Annotated in this window: 14 protein-coding genes; 11 read left to right on the forward strand and 3 right to left on the reverse strand. The window is 63.1% G+C overall.

What is annotated here, in order from left to right; genetic code table 11:
- Positions 1-115 precede the first annotated feature (115 nt).
- The 3 genes from A5750_RS22690 to A5750_RS22700 all read left to right on the forward strand — a co-directional run bounded on the left by A5750_RS22690 (position 116) and on the right by A5750_RS22700 (position 4,041).
- Positions 116-2,710, forward strand: coding sequence for a DUF3987 domain-containing protein (locus A5750_RS22690; RefSeq protein ID WP_067265839.1), 2,595 nt, complete (start codon positions 116-118; stop codon positions 2,708-2,710).
- 528 nt (positions 2,711-3,238) lie between these two features.
- A complete protein-coding gene (locus A5750_RS22695; RefSeq protein ID WP_156664392.1) occupies positions 3,239-3,697 on the forward strand; it encodes a hypothetical protein in 459 nt (152 codons plus the stop codon).
- Positions 3,694-4,041, forward strand: coding sequence for a hypothetical protein (locus A5750_RS22700; protein WP_067265844.1), 348 nt, complete (start codon positions 3,694-3,696; stop codon positions 4,039-4,041). Before A5750_RS22695 ends, A5750_RS22700 begins: the two co-directional genes overlap by 4 nt.
- Positions 4,042-4,069: 28 nt before the next feature.
- Here A5750_RS22700 and A5750_RS22705 read toward each other — a convergent pair whose 3' ends face one another.
- Positions 4,070-6,043 (reverse strand): AAA family ATPase, encoded by a 1,974-nt coding sequence (locus A5750_RS22705; protein ID WP_156664393.1) that lies wholly within the window; start codon positions 6,041-6,043, stop codon positions 4,070-4,072.
- Positions 6,044-6,905: 862 nt separating this feature from the next.
- On the opposite strand from A5750_RS22705, the gene A5750_RS22710 reads away from it, so the two are divergent.
- The gene (locus A5750_RS22710) at positions 6,906-8,159 is read left to right on the forward strand and encodes a terminase large subunit domain-containing protein (protein WP_231989281.1); all 1,254 of its coding nucleotides are present in this window, start codon (positions 6,906-6,908) and stop codon (positions 8,157-8,159) included.
- Positions 8,160-8,431: 272 nt separating this feature from the next.
- Positions 8,432-8,566 carry a hypothetical protein gene (locus tag A5750_RS26545; RefSeq protein WP_255396767.1) on the forward strand — a complete coding sequence of 45 codons (135 nt, stop codon included), beginning with the start codon at positions 8,432-8,434 and terminating at the stop codon, positions 8,564-8,566.
- 44 nt (positions 8,567-8,610) lie between these two features.
- Here the strand turns inward: A5750_RS26545 and A5750_RS22715 are convergent, their stop codons facing one another.
- On the reverse strand, positions 8,611-9,405 hold the full coding sequence (locus A5750_RS22715; protein WP_082959181.1) for an HNH endonuclease: 795 nt from the start codon (positions 9,403-9,405) through the stop codon (positions 8,611-8,613).
- A 137-nt stretch (positions 9,406-9,542) separates the two neighbouring features.
- On the opposite strand from A5750_RS22715, the gene A5750_RS22720 reads away from it, so the two are divergent.
- A complete protein-coding gene (locus A5750_RS22720) occupies positions 9,543-9,989 on the forward strand; it encodes a very short patch repair endonuclease (RefSeq protein WP_231989282.1) in 447 nt (148 codons plus the stop codon).
- Here the strand turns inward: A5750_RS22720 and A5750_RS22725 are convergent.
- On the reverse strand, positions 9,978-10,934 hold the full coding sequence (locus A5750_RS22725) for a DNA cytosine methyltransferase (protein ID WP_231989292.1): 957 nt from the start codon (positions 10,932-10,934) through the stop codon (positions 9,978-9,980). The genes A5750_RS22720 and A5750_RS22725 overlap by 12 nt on opposite strands.
- A 348-nt stretch (positions 10,935-11,282) precedes the next feature.
- Between A5750_RS22725 and A5750_RS22730 the strand changes: the two genes are divergently transcribed.
- From A5750_RS22730 to drmB, 5 genes are read left to right on the forward strand one after another with little or no spacing between them, the layout of a single operon-like run.
- Positions 11,283-12,224 carry a hypothetical protein gene (locus A5750_RS22730; protein WP_231989283.1) on the forward strand — a complete coding sequence of 314 codons (942 nt, stop codon included), beginning with the start codon at positions 11,283-11,285 and terminating at the stop codon, positions 12,222-12,224.
- A complete protein-coding gene (locus A5750_RS22735) occupies positions 12,221-13,738 on the forward strand; it encodes a hypothetical protein (protein WP_067265852.1) in 1,518 nt (505 codons plus the stop codon). Before A5750_RS22730 ends, A5750_RS22735 begins: the two co-directional genes overlap by 4 nt.
- Entirely contained in the window at positions 13,735-15,432 is a 1,698-nt protein-coding gene (locus A5750_RS22740; RefSeq protein ID WP_067265856.1) for a nuclease-related domain-containing DEAD/DEAH box helicase, read from the forward strand. Before A5750_RS22735 ends, A5750_RS22740 begins: the two co-directional genes overlap by 4 nt.
- Complete coding sequence (locus A5750_RS22745) at positions 15,429-18,887, forward strand: helicase-related protein (RefSeq protein ID WP_067265860.1); 3,459 nt, start codon at positions 15,429-15,431, stop codon at positions 18,885-18,887. The genes A5750_RS22740 and A5750_RS22745 overlap by 4 nt, the downstream gene beginning before the upstream one ends.
- Positions 18,884-20,806: a DUF1998 domain-containing protein gene (drmB, locus tag A5750_RS22750; protein WP_067265870.1), complete on the forward strand. Its 1,923-nt coding sequence runs from the start codon at positions 18,884-18,886 to the stop codon at positions 20,804-20,806. Before A5750_RS22745 ends, drmB begins: the two co-directional genes overlap by 4 nt.
- Positions 20,807-21,041 lie beyond the last annotated feature (235 nt).

Here is a 21,041-nt window from a genome sequence, read left to right on the forward strand (position 1 = left end):
ACGATGCCGCCGGATACCGCGCTCGCCTAGCGCTATGTACCCGGCGGCATCCCCACCAACGACAGCCCGGCCCCGCCAAGAACCGAAGCCATGACCCCAGAAGAGGGACCACACCATGAAGGATAACCCGCAAGCGGGCAACCAGGCCGCCGCTGACGAGCTCATCTATGCCAGAGCGGCACCGCTGTACGTCGAGCGCGGCTGGACAGGTGTGCTGCCCCTTCCCATTGGCAAGAAGTGGCCCCCGCCGAAGGGCTACACCGGGGAGAACGGCAGGGTGCCGACTGCCGACCAGATTGAGCTGTGGCTCACGGCTAAGCCCGGTGGCAACGTCGCGCTGCGGATGCCCGATAGCGTGGTGGGGATCGACGTTGACGCCTACGGCGGCAAGACCGGCAATCGCGCCCTCGGCGAGGCCGAATCCCGTTGGGGCGAGCTGCCGCCCACGGTGCGCTCGACCGCGCGCGAGGACGGCACGAGTGGCATACGGCTGTTCCGCATCCCGGCGGGCACAAAGCTGCCCGGCATGATCAAATTCACGCTGGACGACGGCAGCATGATCGGCGACATCGAAATCATCCAGCGCCACCACCGCTACGTCGTTGCCGAGCCGTCGCGGCATCCGCAAGGGGGCAATTACCGATGGCTGCAACACGACGGCGAGCGTGCCGAGATACCGGCGGTCGACGCGCTGCCCGAGTTGCCCCTGGGCTGGTTGAAGGGTCTGGCCGAGCTGTCAGGTACCGAGACGCCGCGCACAGACCGTGATCAGCGCGCGAAGAATAACGATGACGCCGCGCGGGATGAGACTGACGCGGAGGAGGTCTCCGCCCAGGAGGCTGCGGTGCTTGATGCGCTGACCGAGGGGCCGATGTCGCCGACGGTCGTGGCATGGCTGGCACGGGCGATCGACGCCTGCGGCGGCACCAGCCGCTACGACCACATGGTCAAGTTGACGCTGGCGGCGCTGCGGCTCGGGCGGCAGGGTGAGCCGGGCGTGCGGGCTGCGCTGCTGGCAATGCGGAGCGTTTACGTCGATGCGGTTGCCGACGCCCGCGAAGGTGGTCACGCCGCGGCGGTCAAGGAGTTCGGCCGGGCCGTGTCGGGTGCCGGTGCCGTGCTGTTGTCCGGTGACTTGACCGCCGTCTGCTTCGGGTCTCAAGCGGAAGGGGTCGAGGAGCCCGACGAAGACGATGCCGTCGAGCAGGTGCGCGCGCTGTTCGTGGCCGAACCGCTGCCCTTGGCGGTGGAAAATCTCCCGCCCTTCCCCATTACGGCTCTGCCGCCTGTGCTGGCCAACATGGCGACCGCCGTCGCCGCCGAGCATGATGTCGACCCCGCAATGCCCGTGGTGTTCGCCCTCGGCGCGGTGTCGGCGGCGCTCCAGGGACGGCTGGTGATCCAGCCTTACGCCGAGGGTTCCTGGCGGGAGAACGGCTCGCTTTACGTCCTCGGCGTCACCGACACTGGCGAACGCAAGAGCCCGGTGATGGCGACGATGTTCACCCGTCCAATCAGCGCCGTCGAGGACGAGCTACACGCGCTAAGCCAGCTCGGTGAGCCGGTGCCCGTCGAGGTCGATGACAACGGCCATCCCGTCGAGCTGATCATCGACGGAGAAAGCTGGGGCGTGGTGATGACGCCGGGGGGCGAGGAGACGCCAGATGGTCCGCTGCCCCGGCTGCTCGCAAGCGACGTCACGCCGGAAAAGCTGGCCGACCTGATGGACGCCCAGGGCGGGGTGATGTGCCTGGCCGACGCCGAAGGGTCCGCCTTCGACATGATGCTGGGCCTCTACAACCCGAACGCCCCGGTCAACCTCTACCTGTGTTCCTACACCCGCGAGGCGGTGAACATCGACCGCAAGAACGGCGGCTCGATCCGGCTGCGTGAGCCGTCGCTGACATTCTGCCTGGCAACCCAGCACGACGTGTGGAACCGGGTCATGGCGACGCCCCGACTGGTGAAGAAGGGGGTGACCGCCCGGTTCGCCGTCGCCTACACCGAGACTCGCCGGTCGCGGTTCGCCCGCCGGAAGGCAACGGCGATCAACGATCGCGAACCGCTCGGGCAGCCCGTTCCGCCGACGGTCGCCTCGGCGTACTTCGGTCTGCTCTACGGCCTCGGCCTCCACATGCGCGAGCGGCCGAACAGCACTATCCTCCTGACCGCTGAGGCGGAGTTGCGGGTGCGCAGCTACGCGGGCATCCACGGCGAGTTGGACGTGCGGATGCTCGATGGCGACGGCGACCTCGGCGGGGAGATCGCCGGATGGGCGGCGAAGTCGGGCGGCCGCATGTTGCGCACGGCGCTGATGCTGCACATGGCCGAGCACGGGCCCGACGGATACCGCTACCAGGTGAGCGCTGAGACCATCGACCGGGCGATCATCATCGAGGAGTGGTTTATCGCCAACGCCCGCGCCGCTCACGGCATGGTCAGCGGCGACGGTGCCAGCGGTGAAGCAGCAAGTGCCGAGGAGGTCAAAGCCATCGCCGGCTGGCTGATCCGCCAGCACAAAGCGGAGCCGACGCGGTGGGCGCACACCCCGATGCCGCTGCGACACGTAAACCGCAACCTCACGCCCAAGAAGCTTCGCCAGGCTCCGCTGATTTGGTCGGCGATACAGAAGTTGACCGCGCTGAACTACGTCGTGCAGACCAAGGTTGGAAAGCAGGCGGCGGTGTACCTGCATCCCGATCTGTACTGACTTCAGCGACCAGCCGCCCGCGTCGACCTTCACTCGTCACGGGTGGCCGTCGATGGTGAGGGACGGCTCTAGGCGCATGGCGAGGTGTCGCCCCGTGTCGCCCCGGTGTCGCGCAAGTGTCGTCCCTACCGAAACCGGTCGAGAACAGTGAAAACGCTCGAAGCGTCGCCCATGTCGCCGCACCTGGTGTGTGTCAATGTGGGTATCGCCCCCATCGCCCAGTGATGCAGGAAACGTATCTATCTAGATCCAGCGACCTATCTCCCGCGAGCGGGGTGACAGTCCGACGAGGGCAACGCCCGACCAGCCCTGTGGGGACGACAGGGGCGACACTTGTACGATCTGCCGAAGTGGGGGGTGGTTCACGCCGAGGCGACAGTGGGGCGACGGTGGGGCGACATCGAGCGACAGCGGTAAAAACCCTTGAAGCGGAGTTATTGGGCAAAGCGACCGGCGCGCCGCCGCCATCCGGCGAGCGCGAAAAATCGTTGCACCCTATTGCGGTAGGAATGCGGTATGGCTCCAACGATGTCGAGGCACGCTAGCCAGGAGCGCGCCGCCGAGGCGTTCCAGTTACGCGCGTCGCGGTACTCCTGGCGAGAGATCGCCGACCGACTGGGCTACCGCTCCATTGGGGCGGCGCAGTCCGCCGTCAACCGTCACGTCGAGCGGCTGCGTCGTGAGCCGACGTCCACCTCGGTCGAGTCGCACAAGTTCGCCATCGAGTCCCGCACCCGCGCCATGACCGCCCGCTTCACGGCGGCACTCACGGCGGGCGACGACGACACGCTGATCGCCCTAAACCGCGAGATCGTACGCAACGAGGCTGAGCTGGCCAAGATCGGCGGTCTCTACGAACCCGAGCGCGTCAACGTCCACGTCACCCAAAACCCTTCCGCGATCATCGCCGACGCCCGGCAGCGGCTTCTGTCGGTGGTCGACGCCGAGGTGATCGACATGCCGACGACGAAGGAGATCGCAAGATGATCGAGATAACCAAGCACGACGCCATCAACGCGGCGCTGTCGGTCGCCGAGGACGTCGCCGAGGGGCGGCTGGCAGTGGACGACCTGGAGCAGCAGGCGGTGACCGAACTGCGCGCACTGATCGGCACCGTCGTCGGGCCGGATGATCCGGCCTGGGGCGTGCAGGCCGACGTCGCCCGTCACGCCATCGCGCTGGGCGCTCTGACCGCCGACGAACTGAGCGAGTGGGCGGCAGTGATGCGTAAGCCAGCCGGCGAGTCGATCAGCGAGTCCGACCATGACGAGACCCTGCCGAAACCGGAGTCGTTCACGAATGAGGAGCCGACTGCGGAGGAGGCCGGATAAATAAGGCGCGAGTACGCGCCTTGCTTAGTCAGCCAGACCTTGCCCATTGGATGACTTGATCAACGACCGCTCGGATCGACGGCATCTGCACACCTTCGAAGGTGAGGGCGTGCACAACGCGGCGAACGCCGTTACCGGTGGTGATGTCCAACCCGTATCGTTCGTGCGCGAAAGACTTCCAGTTCACCGAGTCCGATGCACCCTTTCCGGTTGCCTCGCGGCATTCCGCCACCAGTTCCTTCCACTCGGGGAACGGACCCCTGAGGACGTGCGTCCGGACGCCGTCGACGGGAAGCGCGAACAGCAGGTCGTCCTCGGTCACCCCGAACACGGTCGGGGTGGGCAGCCCCCGATCGGTAAAGAGTTTGAGCAACCGGCTGACCTTAACCTCCTCGCTACTGCGCTTGCTATTGGACCTTGTGCCCATGGTGGTTGGTTCGGTGGCGTCCGTGAGGATGCCCATCTTGATTCCCAGCCGGGTGGTCAGCTCCGAGTCGATCAGTCCTTGGAGGTTTCTGGTTCCGTGGATCGGAATCATCGTCACCCCAGCAGCGTCGAGCGAGGGGCCGGCGAATTCGTCCAGCACCGCGACGTCGAGAGGCCCTTCCACAAAGAGGATCGCCCGATGCAACGACAGCGTAGAGGCTGGGTGCATGCCGATCTCTTCGGCGAGATCCTGAAGAAGCGGCGTAGCCGAGCTGGGCAAGGTGCGCACGGTGGTTGTCCACTTGTCGGGCTCCCGGGTGACGTGAACCAGTGTCGTTGTGTCGCTCGAGGCTCGGAGGAACTCCTCGTGGTGCGTCGCCGTCACGATATTGAACCCGTAGCCGACCAATTGTTCGCACCACCGCACGATGCTGCCGACCGCAGAGGGGTGTAGGTGCGCCTCGGGCTCGTCGAAGAACACCACATATCGCGAAAAGGTGCCGGGTGCAGCGTCTTTCAGGGATTCCACGCTCGGACAGTCCCCCATGATGCGGAGGGCTAATTGAGCGGCGACACCGATCCAGCGCAAGGTCCCCCGCCCGTAACCGAATAGCTCGTGTCCGGGTCGCTCATCCCACAATTCAGCAAGCTCATAGTCTTCGACGAGGTCGTCTGAATGGTCCGGGTTCCGCGGATCCCGATAGTCGACGCATATTTTCGGCGGAACTTGCCAATCCAGACTTGGGAAGCGGATTTTTGCGCCGATCGAACCGTCAATGAAGTCGGGAAGCAGCTCTGTCGCCAGTCTTCCGAATCGCTGAATTCGCTCTAGGATCAACGGGTTCAGCCGCCAAGCTGGCACCGAATCGCCAATGTCGATCTGCTCAAGCCAGGGCTGTCGCCCACTGCTCAGAAAGCCCCACTCGGGCTGTTCCCCGTGCCCGTAGACGCACACCGCCGCCAGTTGCTCCGCTACGCGCTCGTCCGCATCCAAGAAGTCCCAGTCGAGATAGACAGATTCGGGCTTCGGTCCGGCTACACTAAAACCCGCGCAGTGCTCACGCTGCTTCATCGACTCCTCGTGGTCAGCCCAAGGATCGAGCGTGTCCGATTTCTCGTCACCTTCACTACGATGGCTGTTCCCGCCGAGCGCCCCAGAGAAGTAACGGCTCGGGTCTACGAACATCAACGCCGGGTCGTCCCCCCAGCTATCGCTGACATAGGCTACCTGATCAGGCGGCAGCGCCGGAAAGTCCGTGTCGTGCAGCCATTCCACCTGATGGCGGACGACGTGAATCTCGTCGTCGGACGGGAGCTCATCGACGAGTTTGAAGAAGACCGCGCCACTTCGTTGCGTCAAGTTGTGACGGCTTACGGTGCGGATGCCCGGCGTCCGTTGCGGCGGCTTGATGTGGGGGTCAGCCATCCGCTCGGGCGCAAGAGTCCCAAAAAGTGCTTCGAGGACGCTGGTCTTGCCGACATTGTTCCTACCGAAGAGGACCGTGAAAGGGCCGAGCCTAAAGTCGAGGAAATCAATGGACCGGTGCCGCGCGATCACCGCCCTGTGCAGTCTCACCCCCGCTACCTCTCTCTCGACCGACACGGCGCCCCGAACGGTTTACAACAAAGTAGCTGTCGCTCCGTCGTCGGAGGCCGAGAGCTTTGACTTGTCTGTGCCGCCGAGACACAAGCACGGCGTCGCTGGCCGCCTCCCGCCTCACCGGCACCATACTTCCACCCGCTCCCACAGCTCCGACTCAGGATTGGGTGAGCTGAAGGAGTTGCCCGACTCTTGTCGGCAATCACTGTGGCGTAGCACTTCACAAGGACCGAGCATGTCATCGCGGTCGTCGCTGCACCCTGTTGTGCTTGCCTAGGGACTATGCGTATTCGAGGTTGCCAGAAGCTTCGGTGGTGGATCCCGGAGCAGTGCTCGTGACGGTTCGGCGCAGGATCGACTTCCTGCCTGACTACTGCCCGCGTTGTAATCCGCTTGGGCATCACGCCGACAGCCGGATTCGCCTGGCCTCGCTGACTGAGCCGACCTCCATCACCCCAAGGGGCAAAAAACGCCCCGTGTGCGAATACCGCTGCGATGGCTGCGGCCATCAGTGGCGGCGGCCTGACCTGTGGACCGCCGAGGAGGCCGGTCTCGACCCCAAGCAGCGAAAGGTCGCGCGACCGTGACCGTCGACCCCATCACCGCGCTGTCCGCTGTCCGCGCCATCGAAGCGGCCCGGAGACGGCAAAGGGCTTCCGCTCCCGCCGAACTGGCCCGACGACTCGAACCGGGTTTCGTTGTCACACCGACAATTCGGCTGCTGTCGGACATCGCTGTGCGATCGGTGACGGAGCCGGATCAGCGCGACGTTGTGACCTGCCCGCCGAGAACTGGAAAATCTCGGCTGTTGGCGATTTGGGCAGTGGTATGGGCGCTGATGCGCGATCCCGACCTTCAGATCGTTTTGGTGAGTTATAGCGACGAACTGGCTCAAGCCCACAGCCGCGAGGCGCGCCAGCTCATCAACGAGCACGCGGATTACCTCGGCATCCGGCTCTCACCCGATAAGACGGCGGTGGGTCGTTGGCGGGTCGACGGACGCGCGGGGGGCCTGCTAGCCACCGGTATCAATTCCGGCGTGACCGGCTTCGGTGCCGACCTCCTGGTGATCGACGACCCGGTGAAGGACGCTGTTGAGGCCGACAGCGCCGCGCACCGCCGCCGTGTCATCACCGAATACCGCTCGACGCTGGCGACCCGTCTTCACCCCGGCGGCAGCACGCTGTTGTCGATGACCCGCTGGCACGAACGCGATCTGGCGGGCGAGTTGCTCGACGCCGAGCCCGATATTTGGACCCACACCAATGTCCCAGCGGTGGCCGAGACCGGCATCCCCGACGCGCTAAGCCGCACGCCAGGAACGCCAATGACTTCGGCGCTGGGCTACACCGCCGACCACTTCGCCGCCGCCCGGCGCACGTCCGGCGAGCGCGCCTGGTTCGCTCTTTACGAGGGCGTCCCCTCGGCACCCGAGGGCGGGCTCGTGAAGCGCGAGTGGCTCGATGGCTGGCGGCTGCCTACCGCACCGTTGGGACCAATCAAGACTGTTGTCGGTGTTGACCCGTCGGACTCCGGGTCCGGCGACAGCTGCGGCATCGTGGCGGCCAGCATGAGCCGTGCCGGCGTTGTGGCGGTGATCGCCGATCAGTCCGCTCCTATGACCTCGGACCAATGGGCAAGGACAGCAGTCGATCTAGCGGTTGATGTCGGGGCGTCGGAGATCGCGGTGGAGGGCTTTGCCGCTCGCGAGACGTACCAGCGGGTGGTGAAGGACGCCCTTCGGCGCGCCAAGCTAAACCGACCCATCAAAGTGACTACCTGGCCACCGAAGGGCAGCGGGCGAGGCGGCGGTGACGCGATAGCCCGGTCGGCGGCGCTCCTCCAGGGCCTCGAAACGGGCACGACCCGAATTGCTGGACACCTGCCCGCCCTGGAAGGCGCAGCAGTCGCCTGGCAGGCCGGGCAGCACCAGCCCGATGCCCTTGCGGCCCTCGTCGTAGCCCACGACGTGCTGGTGCACTCCGTCGGTCATCAGGTCCATATCGTCTCGCCGCTCGACGTGGAGCGCCGCGCCCGCGAAGGCAAACTGCCTCCGCCCCCAGTCTGGATGCGCCGCCGAATAGGCGGCTAAACGAAGCGGTATAGGGCGCTGCGTATGGCACCTAGGCGACTCATAGTGATAGGACGAATCTAGGACACTCCCGCTCATCCGGCATAGGGTTGGCAAACAACGCACGTGAGGTGAGATGCATGCTTGGCCAGGTGTGCTCATGACCACAGCAACGGCGCGAAGACGACATCGTGACCACACTAGCGGAGTGGTTGGTCGAAACGATACGCCGCGCTGATCGCCGATCTCACCAAGCTCGACCGCAAGGTGGCCGACCGCGAGCTGGCTGACCGATGTTGGCCGCACAGCTGGTCGAGAAGCTATCGACGGCGCTGGCCCGGTGGGACGGGCGCGGCCCGACCGAGGACGACATGCTGCACGCGGGCAAGAAGCTGGCCAGCGCGGCGACGTCCGTGCTGCTGACCTAGGACGCCTAATGGTAGTGCGAATTGTCGGAGGTTAATCGGGGTGACTACGTCTTTCCGCTCATGCCTTTGGTGGCGGACCGAAGGAACTCGACTACTTGTTCTTTCTCGGACTCTGCCAGCTTTCGGATCCGGTCGAACGCGAAGTCGACCTTGCTCCGCTGTCGGTAGCCGCTTTCGAGCCATGCCATCAGTGCTGCCTTGTCTGCTGCTCCGAGCTGCTTGACGGCAGCCATCACCTCGGCGAGGTTCTCTGGATTGGGCGGGGTGTCCCCGACCGGTTCATTGCAGCGAGCGCACTCTGTCTGCAGGTTGTCGGGGCTGGCCTCGCCATACCGGGCCTCTGCCCTCCTATGCCCAAGGGTCAGCCGCGCCGCCGTGCCGGGCTCTCCTGGGTAGGGCTCACCCGCGCCCACGCCGCAGATGACGCAGCGGTTGTGGTCTCTTTCGTAGACTTGTCTGCGCACTGCAGCCGAGATATTCGGCCGCCGAGTCTGCTCGCCCAGCCACAGCCTGTTCCCTTTTTCTTGAAGCACGTAGGTGTCAACCGCCTGACCGTACTGGTCTTTGTAAGAGGTGAACCGCCAGCCCTGCTTTCTGAGATTGCGGAGGCGGCGGTTGAGATGTTCGGCTTGCTCGGGCGTGTCTTCCTCGCCGAGTGCCTCCCGTAGTTGCCGCATTGTGAACGTGCCGCCGACGTCAACGTTGAAGTACAGATACGCGGCGATCCGCCGCTCGCCTCCGAAAGGCCGCTTGGTTCCGGGAGCTATCCGCAGCTTCCACCATGCGATGTCGCCATAGAACCGGGATGGCTCTTCGCCGTCGTTCGCGTCGTCGGTCACGGTGGCAGCGTCGCAAACCCGAGTTACCGATGTCTCTCGCAACTGGCATCAGTTACGCCGTTGATAGGCATTCGACGCGAACCAGCGATCGCTGGGCGGCCCGCACCTGGCCTGTAGCCGTCGGGCAGACTCACAACGTGGCGGACCATCTGTCGTCCCAGGGGCGGTCGCGGAACATGGCCGCGATCCGCTCGATGAACACCAAGCCTGAGCTAGCGCTGCGGAAGGCCCTCCGCGATGTTGGAGCGACGGGCTACCGGCTCCACCGCAAGGACATTCCCGGTCGGCCTGACATCGCCTTTATCCGCTGGAAGGTCGCGGTGTTCGTTGACGGTGTGTTCTGGCACGGCCACCCTGACCACTGGAATCCCGAGACCGCGTCCTCGGACTACTGGCGCACGAAGATCGCCCGCAACATCGAGCGTGACCGTGCCGCCGACGCGGCGTTGCGCGACATAGGCTGGTGCGTCGTGCGGATATGGGACCAGGACGTCAAAGCGGACATCAGCGGTTGCGTCGACCGCGTGCGGCGGGCCCTCGCCGCGGGCGGCTGGGAGTCCCCGCGCAACCCGTCACGCGACTGAAGGCAGCCGCTTCCTTCCGGGTGCTCTGATCGCCTTCTTGATCTGCTCCCCGACAGCCCGAGCGACCGGGGGTGGGAATGCGTTGCCCACCTGGCGGTAGGCGTTGGTCTTACGCCCAACGAACTCCCACTCGTCGGGGAAGCCCTGAAGCCGGGCAGCCATGCGGACGGTCAGCCGGGGGAGGCCGTTGTAGCCCGGCTCGGGTGCCTGCTCGGCGATGGTCTTGCCGTCTACGCCGAGGGCGAGCCAGGCTTGCCGCGCGCGGCTCGGTCCCAGGTCCGGCCCGCCGTGCTTCTTCGAGCCGCCGACCAGGGTGGGGGCCACGGTGTTCGCCTTATGCGCCCAGCGGTCGGCACCCTCCCAGCCGTTGGCTGCCATCAAGTCTTTGAGCGCTTCCCCGACCGTCTGCGCGGGCTCCTTGGACGGCTTCGGCCACTCGAACTCGCGCAGCCCTTTCTGGATGGCCACCATGATTACGCGCGGGCGGAGCTGCGGAACGCCGTAGTTGGATGCGTTTAGCAGTCGCCAGGACGGCTCGTATCCCAGATCGCGGAGGCGCTTGTTAACGCCTTCCCGGTAGTCCGCGAAAACTGGATCAAGCAGGCCGCGCACGTTCTCGAGCATCACGGCTTTGGGCTGGAGCACCTCGGCGAGGTCGAGGGCGCGGGGGAATAGGTCGCGATCGTCGTCGGCGCCCAGCTGGTGTCCAGCCTTTGAGAATGGCGGGCAGGGCACGCCTCCGGCCAGGAGGTCGACACCGACAAGGTTGGGGTCAGGCTCCCAGCCGTGCAGGTCGTCCTCTTCGACGCCCCACTCCGGATGGTTGGCCCTCAGCGTCGCGCAGGCGTGCGGGTCGATCTCGACAACAGCACGGTGAGTGAAGCCCGCTCTGTGAAGGCCCAGGGCCTGACCGCCCGCGCCTGTGCAAATCTCGACCGAGGTCAGCGCCACATTGGTCCCTTCCGCCACACCTGGCACAGTATCGGCGAAGTCCGACAGGGCGACTCTATCGCCGGGCCGCTTTGCACCCACGCAACGACGCGCCTGGCTCGGTCGCTGCTCGGTGCGCCGGACGCCGAGGATCACGCGCGTCAGGCGGGCACGGGGTCGACGACTCGGGCGGGGGTTTGCTGCGCGGCCCATGTGCCGTACATCGCGGGTGAATCCCGAAAGGGAGCCACGCTGAGGGTTCAGTCTGTGTTTGATTTCCACTTGCCAGTTCCCTGTCGGTGGCCTGCCTTAACATCCCTCTTGAGTTGTGAGGCTTCGGGACGTTCGGGGGATTCGGCGGGAATGACGGCTAACGGTGTGCGTCCCCGCGTCGTGCTCGGCATTGCCGACGAGGAGGGGGCGCCGCTCACTGCCGCCCCCTTCGCCGCGGCGTTCCTGCCTCTCGGATCATTGCTCAGGCGTTACCTCGTAAGGCTTGAAGGCCGTCAATTGGTCGTTGCGCTGTCGGTGCCGTGCCGCGATTACGTGGCAGCTCTCATTGGGGCGGGTTGGATGTTGTCAGCTCCGGCGCCCGAGCTCGACCGACCGATCGACGTCTTCCACCGTGCCGAACGTCATACATATCTCCGCGCCGTGACCGAGAAGAAGGTTGTTACGGGCGTTTTTTCCAGCCTCGACGAGACGAGAACACCTCCCCGCGTCATTACAGGGGGAAAGAACCGGACGGTGGATTGGTACAAGGCTGTCGCGGTGCTCGACGATGCGTGCGACAGCATTGAGAGTGATGTTCCCGAGCCTGGGTTCCTCGCAGGTCTGACCGGAGCGGCAACGACGTGGCTCCAACGAATAGCTTCTCCTCCAAAGGATTTAGTGCTTGTTGGCACATCGAAGTGGTTGCGAGAGGACCTTGCGTCGCGGTTAGGAAACGCTGCGGTCGAAGGCGCGGCTGGCACCGCGCTCGGAAACTACGTGTTGCCGATTAACGACAAGGCGGCCACATGGGCGACTCCCATCGTTTCTTCCGCGCGAATGCGGGAAGGCGATGAAATCCCCTCCGGGCGCACTATGGCTGTCCTCGATGGCTACGGCGCGGTCAAACACCTGAATAACATCACAGTCCCGATTATCGTCTGTGTGATCGACAGGTCCATTGCTGACGACTCAGCTGCCGAGTTGGTCGTGCAGGCGCGCGTCTCGAACACCCGTCCGATTTCCATCAAGGAAGATCTCCGTTGGCAGCCTCCAATCGGGGTCGAAGCGCTGGCTTTTACAGGGGCGCTATGAGTCGCATCCACGATGTGATTCGGCGGTACGACGCCTGCAGCGCCGTACTAAAAAACGGTGTTGAGATTTTGTCAGTCGGTGACCCAGCTGGGGCGCAACTCAACGCTGCCGTTCGGCGCATCCTGTTTCACGTAGACGACGACAACCGCGACGTTTGGGAAGACCTTATTCGAGCAGCGAACGCAGTGCGCTGGCGCCGCATGACGCAACCTCAACCGAATGCGTTCAACCCGGCGTTGGGCGACGCAATCACTGCGGTCGTGCGCCAGGGGAAACTCCTGCACGGCTTCGTAAGTGACAACTGGTTGGTCGAAAAGGTTGTGGATGCGACAGCAGCGGTGAGTGAGACCGATTCGCCCGTCGGCGCGGAGCTGTTGCGCTCGATTACCGACGTCGGGACCGACTCGTGCGTTGTCGTCGCCAGCACGGGTTCCGCGCGCGCGGGCATAGATGGATGGCTTCAGCAATTCGGTATCAAGGTGGTCGTCGCCGCTGAGCTTGACGAGTTAGGTGCGCAAATTGAGCAGGCATTTGTAGTCGGGCCACCTGCCTTCTTCTCGCCGTCGGTCGTTACTGCGCCAGCAACAAAGGCAATCAGTTTCGTTATGCCGGCATGGTTCCGTAACCATACGGTCCCGACGTCCAGCCTTGCGTCGCAAGCTGAGGGCGGCATCGCAATCGGCGCAAAGGTATTTACGATCGGCGATGTTGCTGAGCCCCCGCTCGAGGTTTCCGAAACAGCAGAGGTCGAGGACACGTATTACCCGCAATTTGTGTGGGGGACCCGAAAATCCGAAGACCGGGAACCGGAGAGCGACGAAGTCGAAGCCTGGAAGATTCTGCTTGCCGGGGGGCTCGCCCTCTGGCTCGACGACGGCGAACGGATCCGGTCACTTGATCCGCGCCAGCCGGAAGGCGATCTGGTCAGCTACGAAGCGGTCGATGACGTACAGCCTGGTACCTACTTGGTGCTCCGGGAGGGAGCGACGGAGCATGGCGCGATGTACGAGGCTGCCTTGGCTTCTGTCGGGTCGCGGGCTGCGGGCATTGTCGCGACGCAGGCACAATGGAAGAAAGCGCTTGCGGACCGCCTTGAGCAGGACGGTGCTAAGCGTTTAATCGAAGAGCTCAAGAAGCGAAATATCTCCTCCGCCACGCGCGTACGAGCGTGGACTGAGCCGACACTGATCTGCCCGAGGCAGGAGGAGGCCCTCGCGGCTCTGCTGGAGTCTCTCGGTATCCCGCTGCAGCCGACTTACGGGAACGCCCTGAGACTCCGGCGGGCGCTCTACCAGGCAAGCGCTGACCTACGGCAAGAACTCGAAACGGCGGTCGGCATGGCGGACTTAAACGCCCTGCAGCGCGAGGGACTAATGCGTCTCGAGCTCCAGCGAGAGGGCTTCCGCGGCATGATCGTCGCACGTGTGCTCGCGCGCGCACCCTTTACCGAAATTGTTCTGCGCCGCCAGACCCGCGTGCCGCTGCCAGATAAGGATGCCCAGTGGCTCGAATGATTCCGGCATTCTTTCCGGCGGACGCGCCGCCCGGGGAGAAGATGCTTTACCAGGCGTTCGCGCGAAGTAAGGACACCGACGAGTGGACTGTGCTGCACTCGCTCGGCATCGCAGAGCACGTGAAGAAACCCGAGGGCGAAGCGGATTTCGTCGTGATAGCGCCTAACCTTGGCGTGCTCATCATTGAGGTGAAGTCCCACGACTACATCCACTTCGACGAAGGCGTTTGGTATCTGGGCAGCCAGAAACCGGACACACGCGGTCCTATCAAGCAGGCAAGCCAGGCTAAGCACTCGATCCGTCAGTACTTGGAGCGCAAGCAGGTCGAGCTGCGGTCCGTACCGATAATCAGTGCAGCCTGGTTCACCGCGGTACGCGCTCGCACGTCACTCCCCAAATCTTCGGAATGGCACAGCTGGGAGATACTGGATTCGGAGGATCTCAAGAATGATCCGATCGCCGCGGTCCGCAGAACCTTCAAGGCCGGAACCGCTCATCTTGAATCAACCTTTCCGGGTTTTTCCTACGGCGGCGTGGGTCCCGATTTAACGAGTGCCAACCGCATCGCGCTGCTCCTGCGCCCGAACTTCGAAGTTGGTGTCGTCGCTGGTGATTTACGTAGTGCGCGCGACAGTGAATTGGTTCAGTTCGTCGAGGAGCAATACGACGCGCTCGATTCCATGGCTGACAATCGGGCCGTTTTGTTCACCGGACCTGCTGGGTCGGGAAAGACCTTTCTCGCTATGGAGGCTGCGCGTCGCGAACTTGCAATGGGCAACCGCGGCCGCCTGATCTGCTTCAATAGCCTTCTCGGCACGCGGCTGTGCGCAGATGTCCCGAAAGATCCGAAACTCACCGTAGGCACTTTCCACCGGCAGATGCTGACGCTTGCAGGATTGAGCCCACCGGCGGACGCAGACGCTGACTTCTGGAATCGTGAACTTCCGGAGTGCGCTTTCAGGGCTCTAGTGGAGGCGGGGGATGACGCCCAATTGGACTTTCTGATCGTCGACGAGATCCAAGACCTCGCGACTGAGCCGTACCTGGACGTACTTGACCTCATGGTGAAGGGTGGGCTCAGGGCAGGGCGCGTTCTTCTGTTTGGGGACTTCGAGCGCCAGGCAATTTATGGGGAGGCCGACGGGCGCCAACGAGTCCGGGAACGAATACCTCATCTCGCGTCCAGCAAACTAGTCATGAACTGCCGGAACCTACCCCGTATCGGCTACACGGTCAACATGTTCAGCCATCTCAAACCGGGATACCAGAGGTTCCGGCGCGAAGACGACGGGGTCAATCCGGTCTGGGTTAAGTATCGCCGAGGCGATGATCAGTCCCAGCTCCTCCGCGAAGCCGTTCAAGCCCTGCGTGACGACAAGTACGAGCTGAATGAAATTGTTGTGCTCAGCCCGCTTGCGACCAATTCAGTTGCAGCCTCGACGACTGATCCCTGGCTACGGCAGGTGCTGAAACGAGCAGACGGACAGACGCGGAAGCGGGGGGAGCTTCACTACTCGTCGATTCACGCCTATAAGGGGCTCGACGCGCCGGCGGTCATCATCACAGACCTCGATAACCGGCTTGTTCCAGACTTCGAGTCAATCATGTACGTAGGTCTGACACGGGCGACTGATCGCTTATACGGCTTGGTTGAGGCAGGGACGGGACTAGCGGGGATGGAGGCCAAGCTGTGAAAGGCGTAGAGGCGAGGACGATTGTCGAGGCAGCGGTGCGTCGCGAACTCTTCGGGCCGGCACCAGGAGAGGGTCCGGTCGGCACTGCGATTGATTGCTCGGGAGGAAGCCTCAATTTTGAGGCTCAGGAAGAGACCAAGGGTCCTTTCCATGATCGCGACACCTTCGAAGAAGTGCTCACGCGCTCCGATCCGCTCCGTCGCTACGGCATCGGTGTTCTCTACAGCGGAGCTACTCCCGCTAGTGGCGGTCCCGAGGAAGACCCAGTGGTAATTCCAGGGCTCGCTGAAAGTGAAGACAATCCGGAGCAGCCGCCGCCAGAAATAAAGGGTCCATTGCGACAGGATGAAGCCGATTCGGACGATTTCGACCTGTCGGACGCGAACCGGCGGAAGCCGTCAGCCATGGCAATTTCGTTCAAAGTAAGGGTGCACGAAGGCGGTTCGCTGAGGGTGCGGGTCACGGGCGCGTATTACGACCGTGTCCGAGTGACAGCTCCGGACACACCGGAGCTCACCTGGTGGGTCCGCCGCCCATTCACCATCGAGGGCACCGCCGATTGGTCGGCCTTGTTACGCGATAGAAGGCGCGCGCGCGTAGTGACGGCCCCGGTCATCGGTGAGCCGAAGATTGCACCACGAATCGTGCCGTCAGTCACGTTGTTTAACCGAGCCGTTCCGAATGAACGGGAGCCTGACCTTCGCCTCGTGACGATTGCGGTCGTCAATGACGTCCAGGGCACCGGACCTGGCAGCGCTTTTTTTCAGCTCGGTTTCACCGTCGAGGCTGCCGGTGGGCTGAAGATCGAGCCTTATCCGGACGTAGAGCAGCCAGATAGCGATGAGGAGGAGCAGTCCATCGCGCTCCTTTATCGGTATAGGCGCACCTTTGCCATAGGGCATGGGTGCGCGGCGGACTGGAGCGAAGTTCTCACGCCTAACGAGTTGATCCCCTATGTGCAGTCCGTGAGTGCAGACGCTATGCCCGCGTACGAGGTCACGAGCCTCACTCCTGACGTCTATGAGGAGCACACCGACGGATCGCGCACATCTGTGAGCGTCAGCATGGAAGAACTGTCGCTTGGCTCGGATGAGGGACGAGCCCAGGTTGAGAAGGTTCTCTCACTCTATGGCCAGTGGATCGCAGACCGACGGGAATCGATCAGCGACCTCCCCGATCGATACCGCGACGCCGCCAATCGGCATATGGACATGTGTGCTGAAGCGCTTGAGCGGATGGAGGAGGGCTGGCAGCTTGCTCAGTCGGACACGCTCGCAGCGCGCGCATTCCGGCTTGCGAACTCTGCCATGCTCTACCAGCAGCTCCGTTCGCGACTGCCAATCCGGGAGCTAGTCCTCGGGAGTGACGACATCTATCGTCCGCAGGGGCCTCATCCTGAGCCGGTCCCAAACCAGCGTTCCGGACGCTGGCGTGCTTTCCAGATCGGGTTCGTCCTCGCAAGCCTCCCGGAGATCGTTTTTCCCGAGCACCCCCGACGCACGCTCGTCGACCTGATTTTCTTCCCGACGGGCGGCGGTAAGACTGAGGCGTATTTGGGTGCATCTGCGATCTCCCTGCTTGCTCGGCGGCTGCGGAACAAAAAGGACGCTGGAACCGACACTTTGATGCGCTATACGTTGCGCCTTCTTACGGCGCAACAATTTCTTCGCGCATCGTCACTGATCTGCGTCCTCGAGGACTTACGTTCGCAGGCCGAAGACGAACTTGGCACTGCACCGTTTGGAATCGGCGTCTGGCTCGGCGGTGACTCGACCCCGAACACTTGGAAAGCCGCCGAACGCAGTCTTAAGCAACTTCGCCGCGACTACTACGCACCGAACCAATTTCTGCTGCTGAAGTGCCCGTGGTGTGGCACGCGAATGAAACCGATCCGTCGGGCAAAGGGTCAGGACACGCCCGGCTACGTCTGGACGGGCACGAAGGTTGTCTTGCGCTGTGTCGACGAAATCTGCAGGTTCGGCGGTAAAGAGACGCTGCCAGTTCATGTGGTCGACGAGGATATCTATGACGCTCGCCCAGCGATTGTGATCGGCACGGTCGACAAGTTCGCGACGATGGCATGGCAACCGGCGGCTCGGAAATTGTTCGGGTTGGGCGAGCAGGGCGAGCGGGTGTTCTCGCCGCCAGGACTGATTATCCAAGACGAGCTGCACCTGATCTCCGGGCCGCTTGGATCCATGGTTGGTTTGTATGAACCGGTCATCGATGACCTCACCACTGAACGACGGGACGGCAAGTCGATTCAGTCAAAAATTATTGCCTCAACGGCGACGGTCCGACGATACGAAGACCAGATCAAGGGCTTGTTCGGGCGCGACAAGGTAGCACTGTTCCCGCCGCACGGCTTGGAAGAGGGACGTTCGTTCTTCGCGGAGCCTGCAACACTCGACGACGGCACGCCAGCCCCTGGACGCCGGTACCTCGGTATCATGAGCTCCTCGCTCGGTTCCACACAGACGGTCCAGGTTCGCGTAGCCGCTGCCACGCTGCAGGCAGGTCCGCAAGTCCCCGATGTTGCTGATCGCGATGGCTACTGGACTAACCTCAACTTCCTCAACAGCTTGCGCGAGCTTGGTAATACCTTGTCTCTGATACAGTCCGACATCCCCGACTACCTGGTTGGATTACAGCGGCGCGACGGCATCACGCCGCGCTGGCCTCGTAACACAATGGAGTTGACCTCTCGGCGTAGGGGGGACGAGATTCCCGAGGCCATTGAGGAGCTCGAGGTCTCGCTGCCGAAATCTGAGTGCGTCGACGTATGTCTTGCATCAAACATCATCGAGGTTGGGGTCGACATTGAGCGTCTAGGGCTTATGACAATCGTCGGACAGCCGAAGACAACCGCACAGTACATACAGGTCAGCGGCCGCGTCGGCCGCAACCCGAAGGCGCCTGGTCTGGTCCTCACCATTTACGGCGCAAGTAAGCCTCGCGACAGGAGCCACTACGAACGCTTCCGGACCTATCACCAACAGCTTTACGCGCAGGTTGAGCCGACTTCGGTGACTCCGTTCGCGGAGCCGGTGCTGAAGCGGGCTATGCATGCGGCGGCGATTTCGCGCATACGCCAATTGCGACCGGGACTAGAGCCAAATCCTTTCCCCCGCACGGAATTCGACGAGGCGGTCGCGCTCCTCCGGGCAAGGGCCGCCCTGGTGGATCCTGACGAGCTAGCGACGTTCGACTATTGGGTCGACGTCCGAGCACGTGAGTGGGAACGTGGTGAGCGGACGAACTGGGCAGCCACCACCTACTTCCGTGGGGACCCCAAGCAAGGACTGATGCGACCCGCAGGCGAACTCGCGGATCCTCAAAACAAGAACGTCACCTGGGATACGCCGATGAGCATGCGCAGTGTCGACGCCGAGTGTCGGCTCGATGTCACAAGGGCGTACGTAATCGACGACATGGCAATCGAGCAGCGCCCATGACTTCGGGAAAAGTGCGTCGGGCCCAGCTCGTGACCCCGTTCGGAGTCGGTGCGATGAGCATCCTGGTCGATGGGACCTCAGTCATCACAGCGGGACTTGACCATTGGTTCCCCAGGGACAACCAAGATCTCGTGCTTGAGGACTTCATCGTTCACGATTGGCGCCTTGAAGGTCGTCTCGGCGTCAAGGAGTTTCGGCTGCCGCCGGACTATCGCTCACCGTCCGGTGATGACCGTCGGAACACCAAGTTATCGGTGCCGGTACTGCGCTTCCCGCGGTATGCCTTCTGCATGTATTGCAAGCGCCTCAAACAGGTGCCGCTTAGTTTCCAGGAAACCGTTCGGTGCGAAGACGCTGCTCATGCTGGTCGTAAAGGTAAGGCGCCGCGCATGTCACAGGTTCCATTCGTTGCCATCTGCGAGAACGGACATATCGACGACTTCCCTTTCCGGGAGTGGGTGCACCGCTCAGTGAATCCCAGTTGTACGGGCACGCTGCGACTGTTTTCCACCGGCGGAGGTGGACTCGAAGGTCAGGTCGTGCGCTGTGGCTACGACGCCAAGAATAAGCGCGACGAAAGCCAAGGGTGCGGCGCGTCTCGCTCACTGCAGGGAATCACGATGGCCGGTCGGCGTGACGACCGGGGTGAGGAGAGCACCGTTCTCACGCAGGACCTCGTGGGGCGTTCCACGCCTTACCTGTGTACGGGCGCACGCCCGTGGCTTCACGAGCTCGAAGGTCCCTGCGACAAGCCGGTTCGGGGTGCACTTCGTGCGGCGGGGAACGTCTACTTCCCACGTCTCGAGTCGTCGATCTTCCTGCCACAGAAAATTGGCGCGGTTAGTGGCGCGATGCGAGAGCTCCTCAAGCGGCCCGACGTCAGCCCTGTGCTCGACACCATAAACACGTTTGTGGGCGCAGGCGCAACTGCGGATCAAATCCGGAATCAGCTCCCGAGTGAGCTATTCGACTCGTACACAAACGAGGAATTGCTTGCCGCGTATAGGGACCGGTACGGCATCGGAGAGGGTGAGTCCAACGATGGCGACGATGGTTCGGATGAACTCGACATCTGGCGGTACCCCGAATTCAAGATGATCCGCGAGACGCCGACCGACGACGCACTCCGAGCGTCTGACCCAGGGGTTCATACCGACCTCTCCTCACACATCAACCGCGTCCGCAGTGTGACCGTTCTGCAGGAGACACGAGTCCTGCGTGGATTCACGCGCGGGAGGGACGCCGACCTGAAGATTTCTGTCGGAAAGGCGCTGCTCCGCCGCCGCCCGCTGCCGCCCGAGCGTGACTGGCTGCCGGCATACGTAGTTAAGGGAGAGGGCATCTACTTAGAGCTGGACAGCGAGAGTCTGATGCGGTGGGAGGCACGAGGCGAAGTACAGACACGTGCCGACTTGATCGCCAAACGCTACTTCGACGTGGTGAATGATCGTGGCGGTCGTTTACGGGACATCAGTCCCCGGATGGTGATGATCCACACGTTAGCGCACCTGTTGATTAACGAGCTCGTGTTCACCTGCGGATACAGCTCAGCGTCGCTTCGTGAGCGCCTGTATGTATCTCGCGAGAGCGGTCATGAGATGGCGGGGCTGTTGATCTACACAGCGGCTGGGGATTCGGAAGGAACTATGGGCGGCCTCGTGCGCATGGCCCGTAAGGATCGGCTCTTTGCGGTCTGCGCATCAGCTCTGAGTGATGCCCGTTGGTGTTCGACCGATCCCGTGTGTATGGATGCGGGTGACAAAGGCCAAGGTCCCGACTCGTGCAACCTTGCTGCCTGCCATGGGTGTGCGCTTCTACCCGAAACAAGCTGCGAGGAGTTCAACCGCTTCCTCGATCGAGGACTTGTTATCGGGACGTTCGATGATCCGGGTCTGGGATATTTTTCGGACTTTGCCTAAGTGCAACCAGGGTCCGCCATCTCACACGATTGATGCTGAAGTGGCGAAGCTTCATTGTGAAGTCGCCAGCTCGCGCCACGAAGCGAGTATCCAGGAAGCCTCACATCGGTCGCACCTTGGGAAGGCATCGCGGCGCGCGAAGAGCACGCCCGGCATACCCGGACGAACCCGCCTGCTGGCCTGACCGGTTGCGCGTCGTGCCGATGGCCGACATTGCCCGCCGCGTCCGCGATCG

It is taken from the genome of Mycobacterium sp. 852002-51613_SCH5001154, assembly GCF_001667425.1.
In the GTDB taxonomy this organism is placed as follows: domain Bacteria; phylum Actinomycetota; class Actinomycetes; order Mycobacteriales; family Mycobacteriaceae; genus Mycobacterium.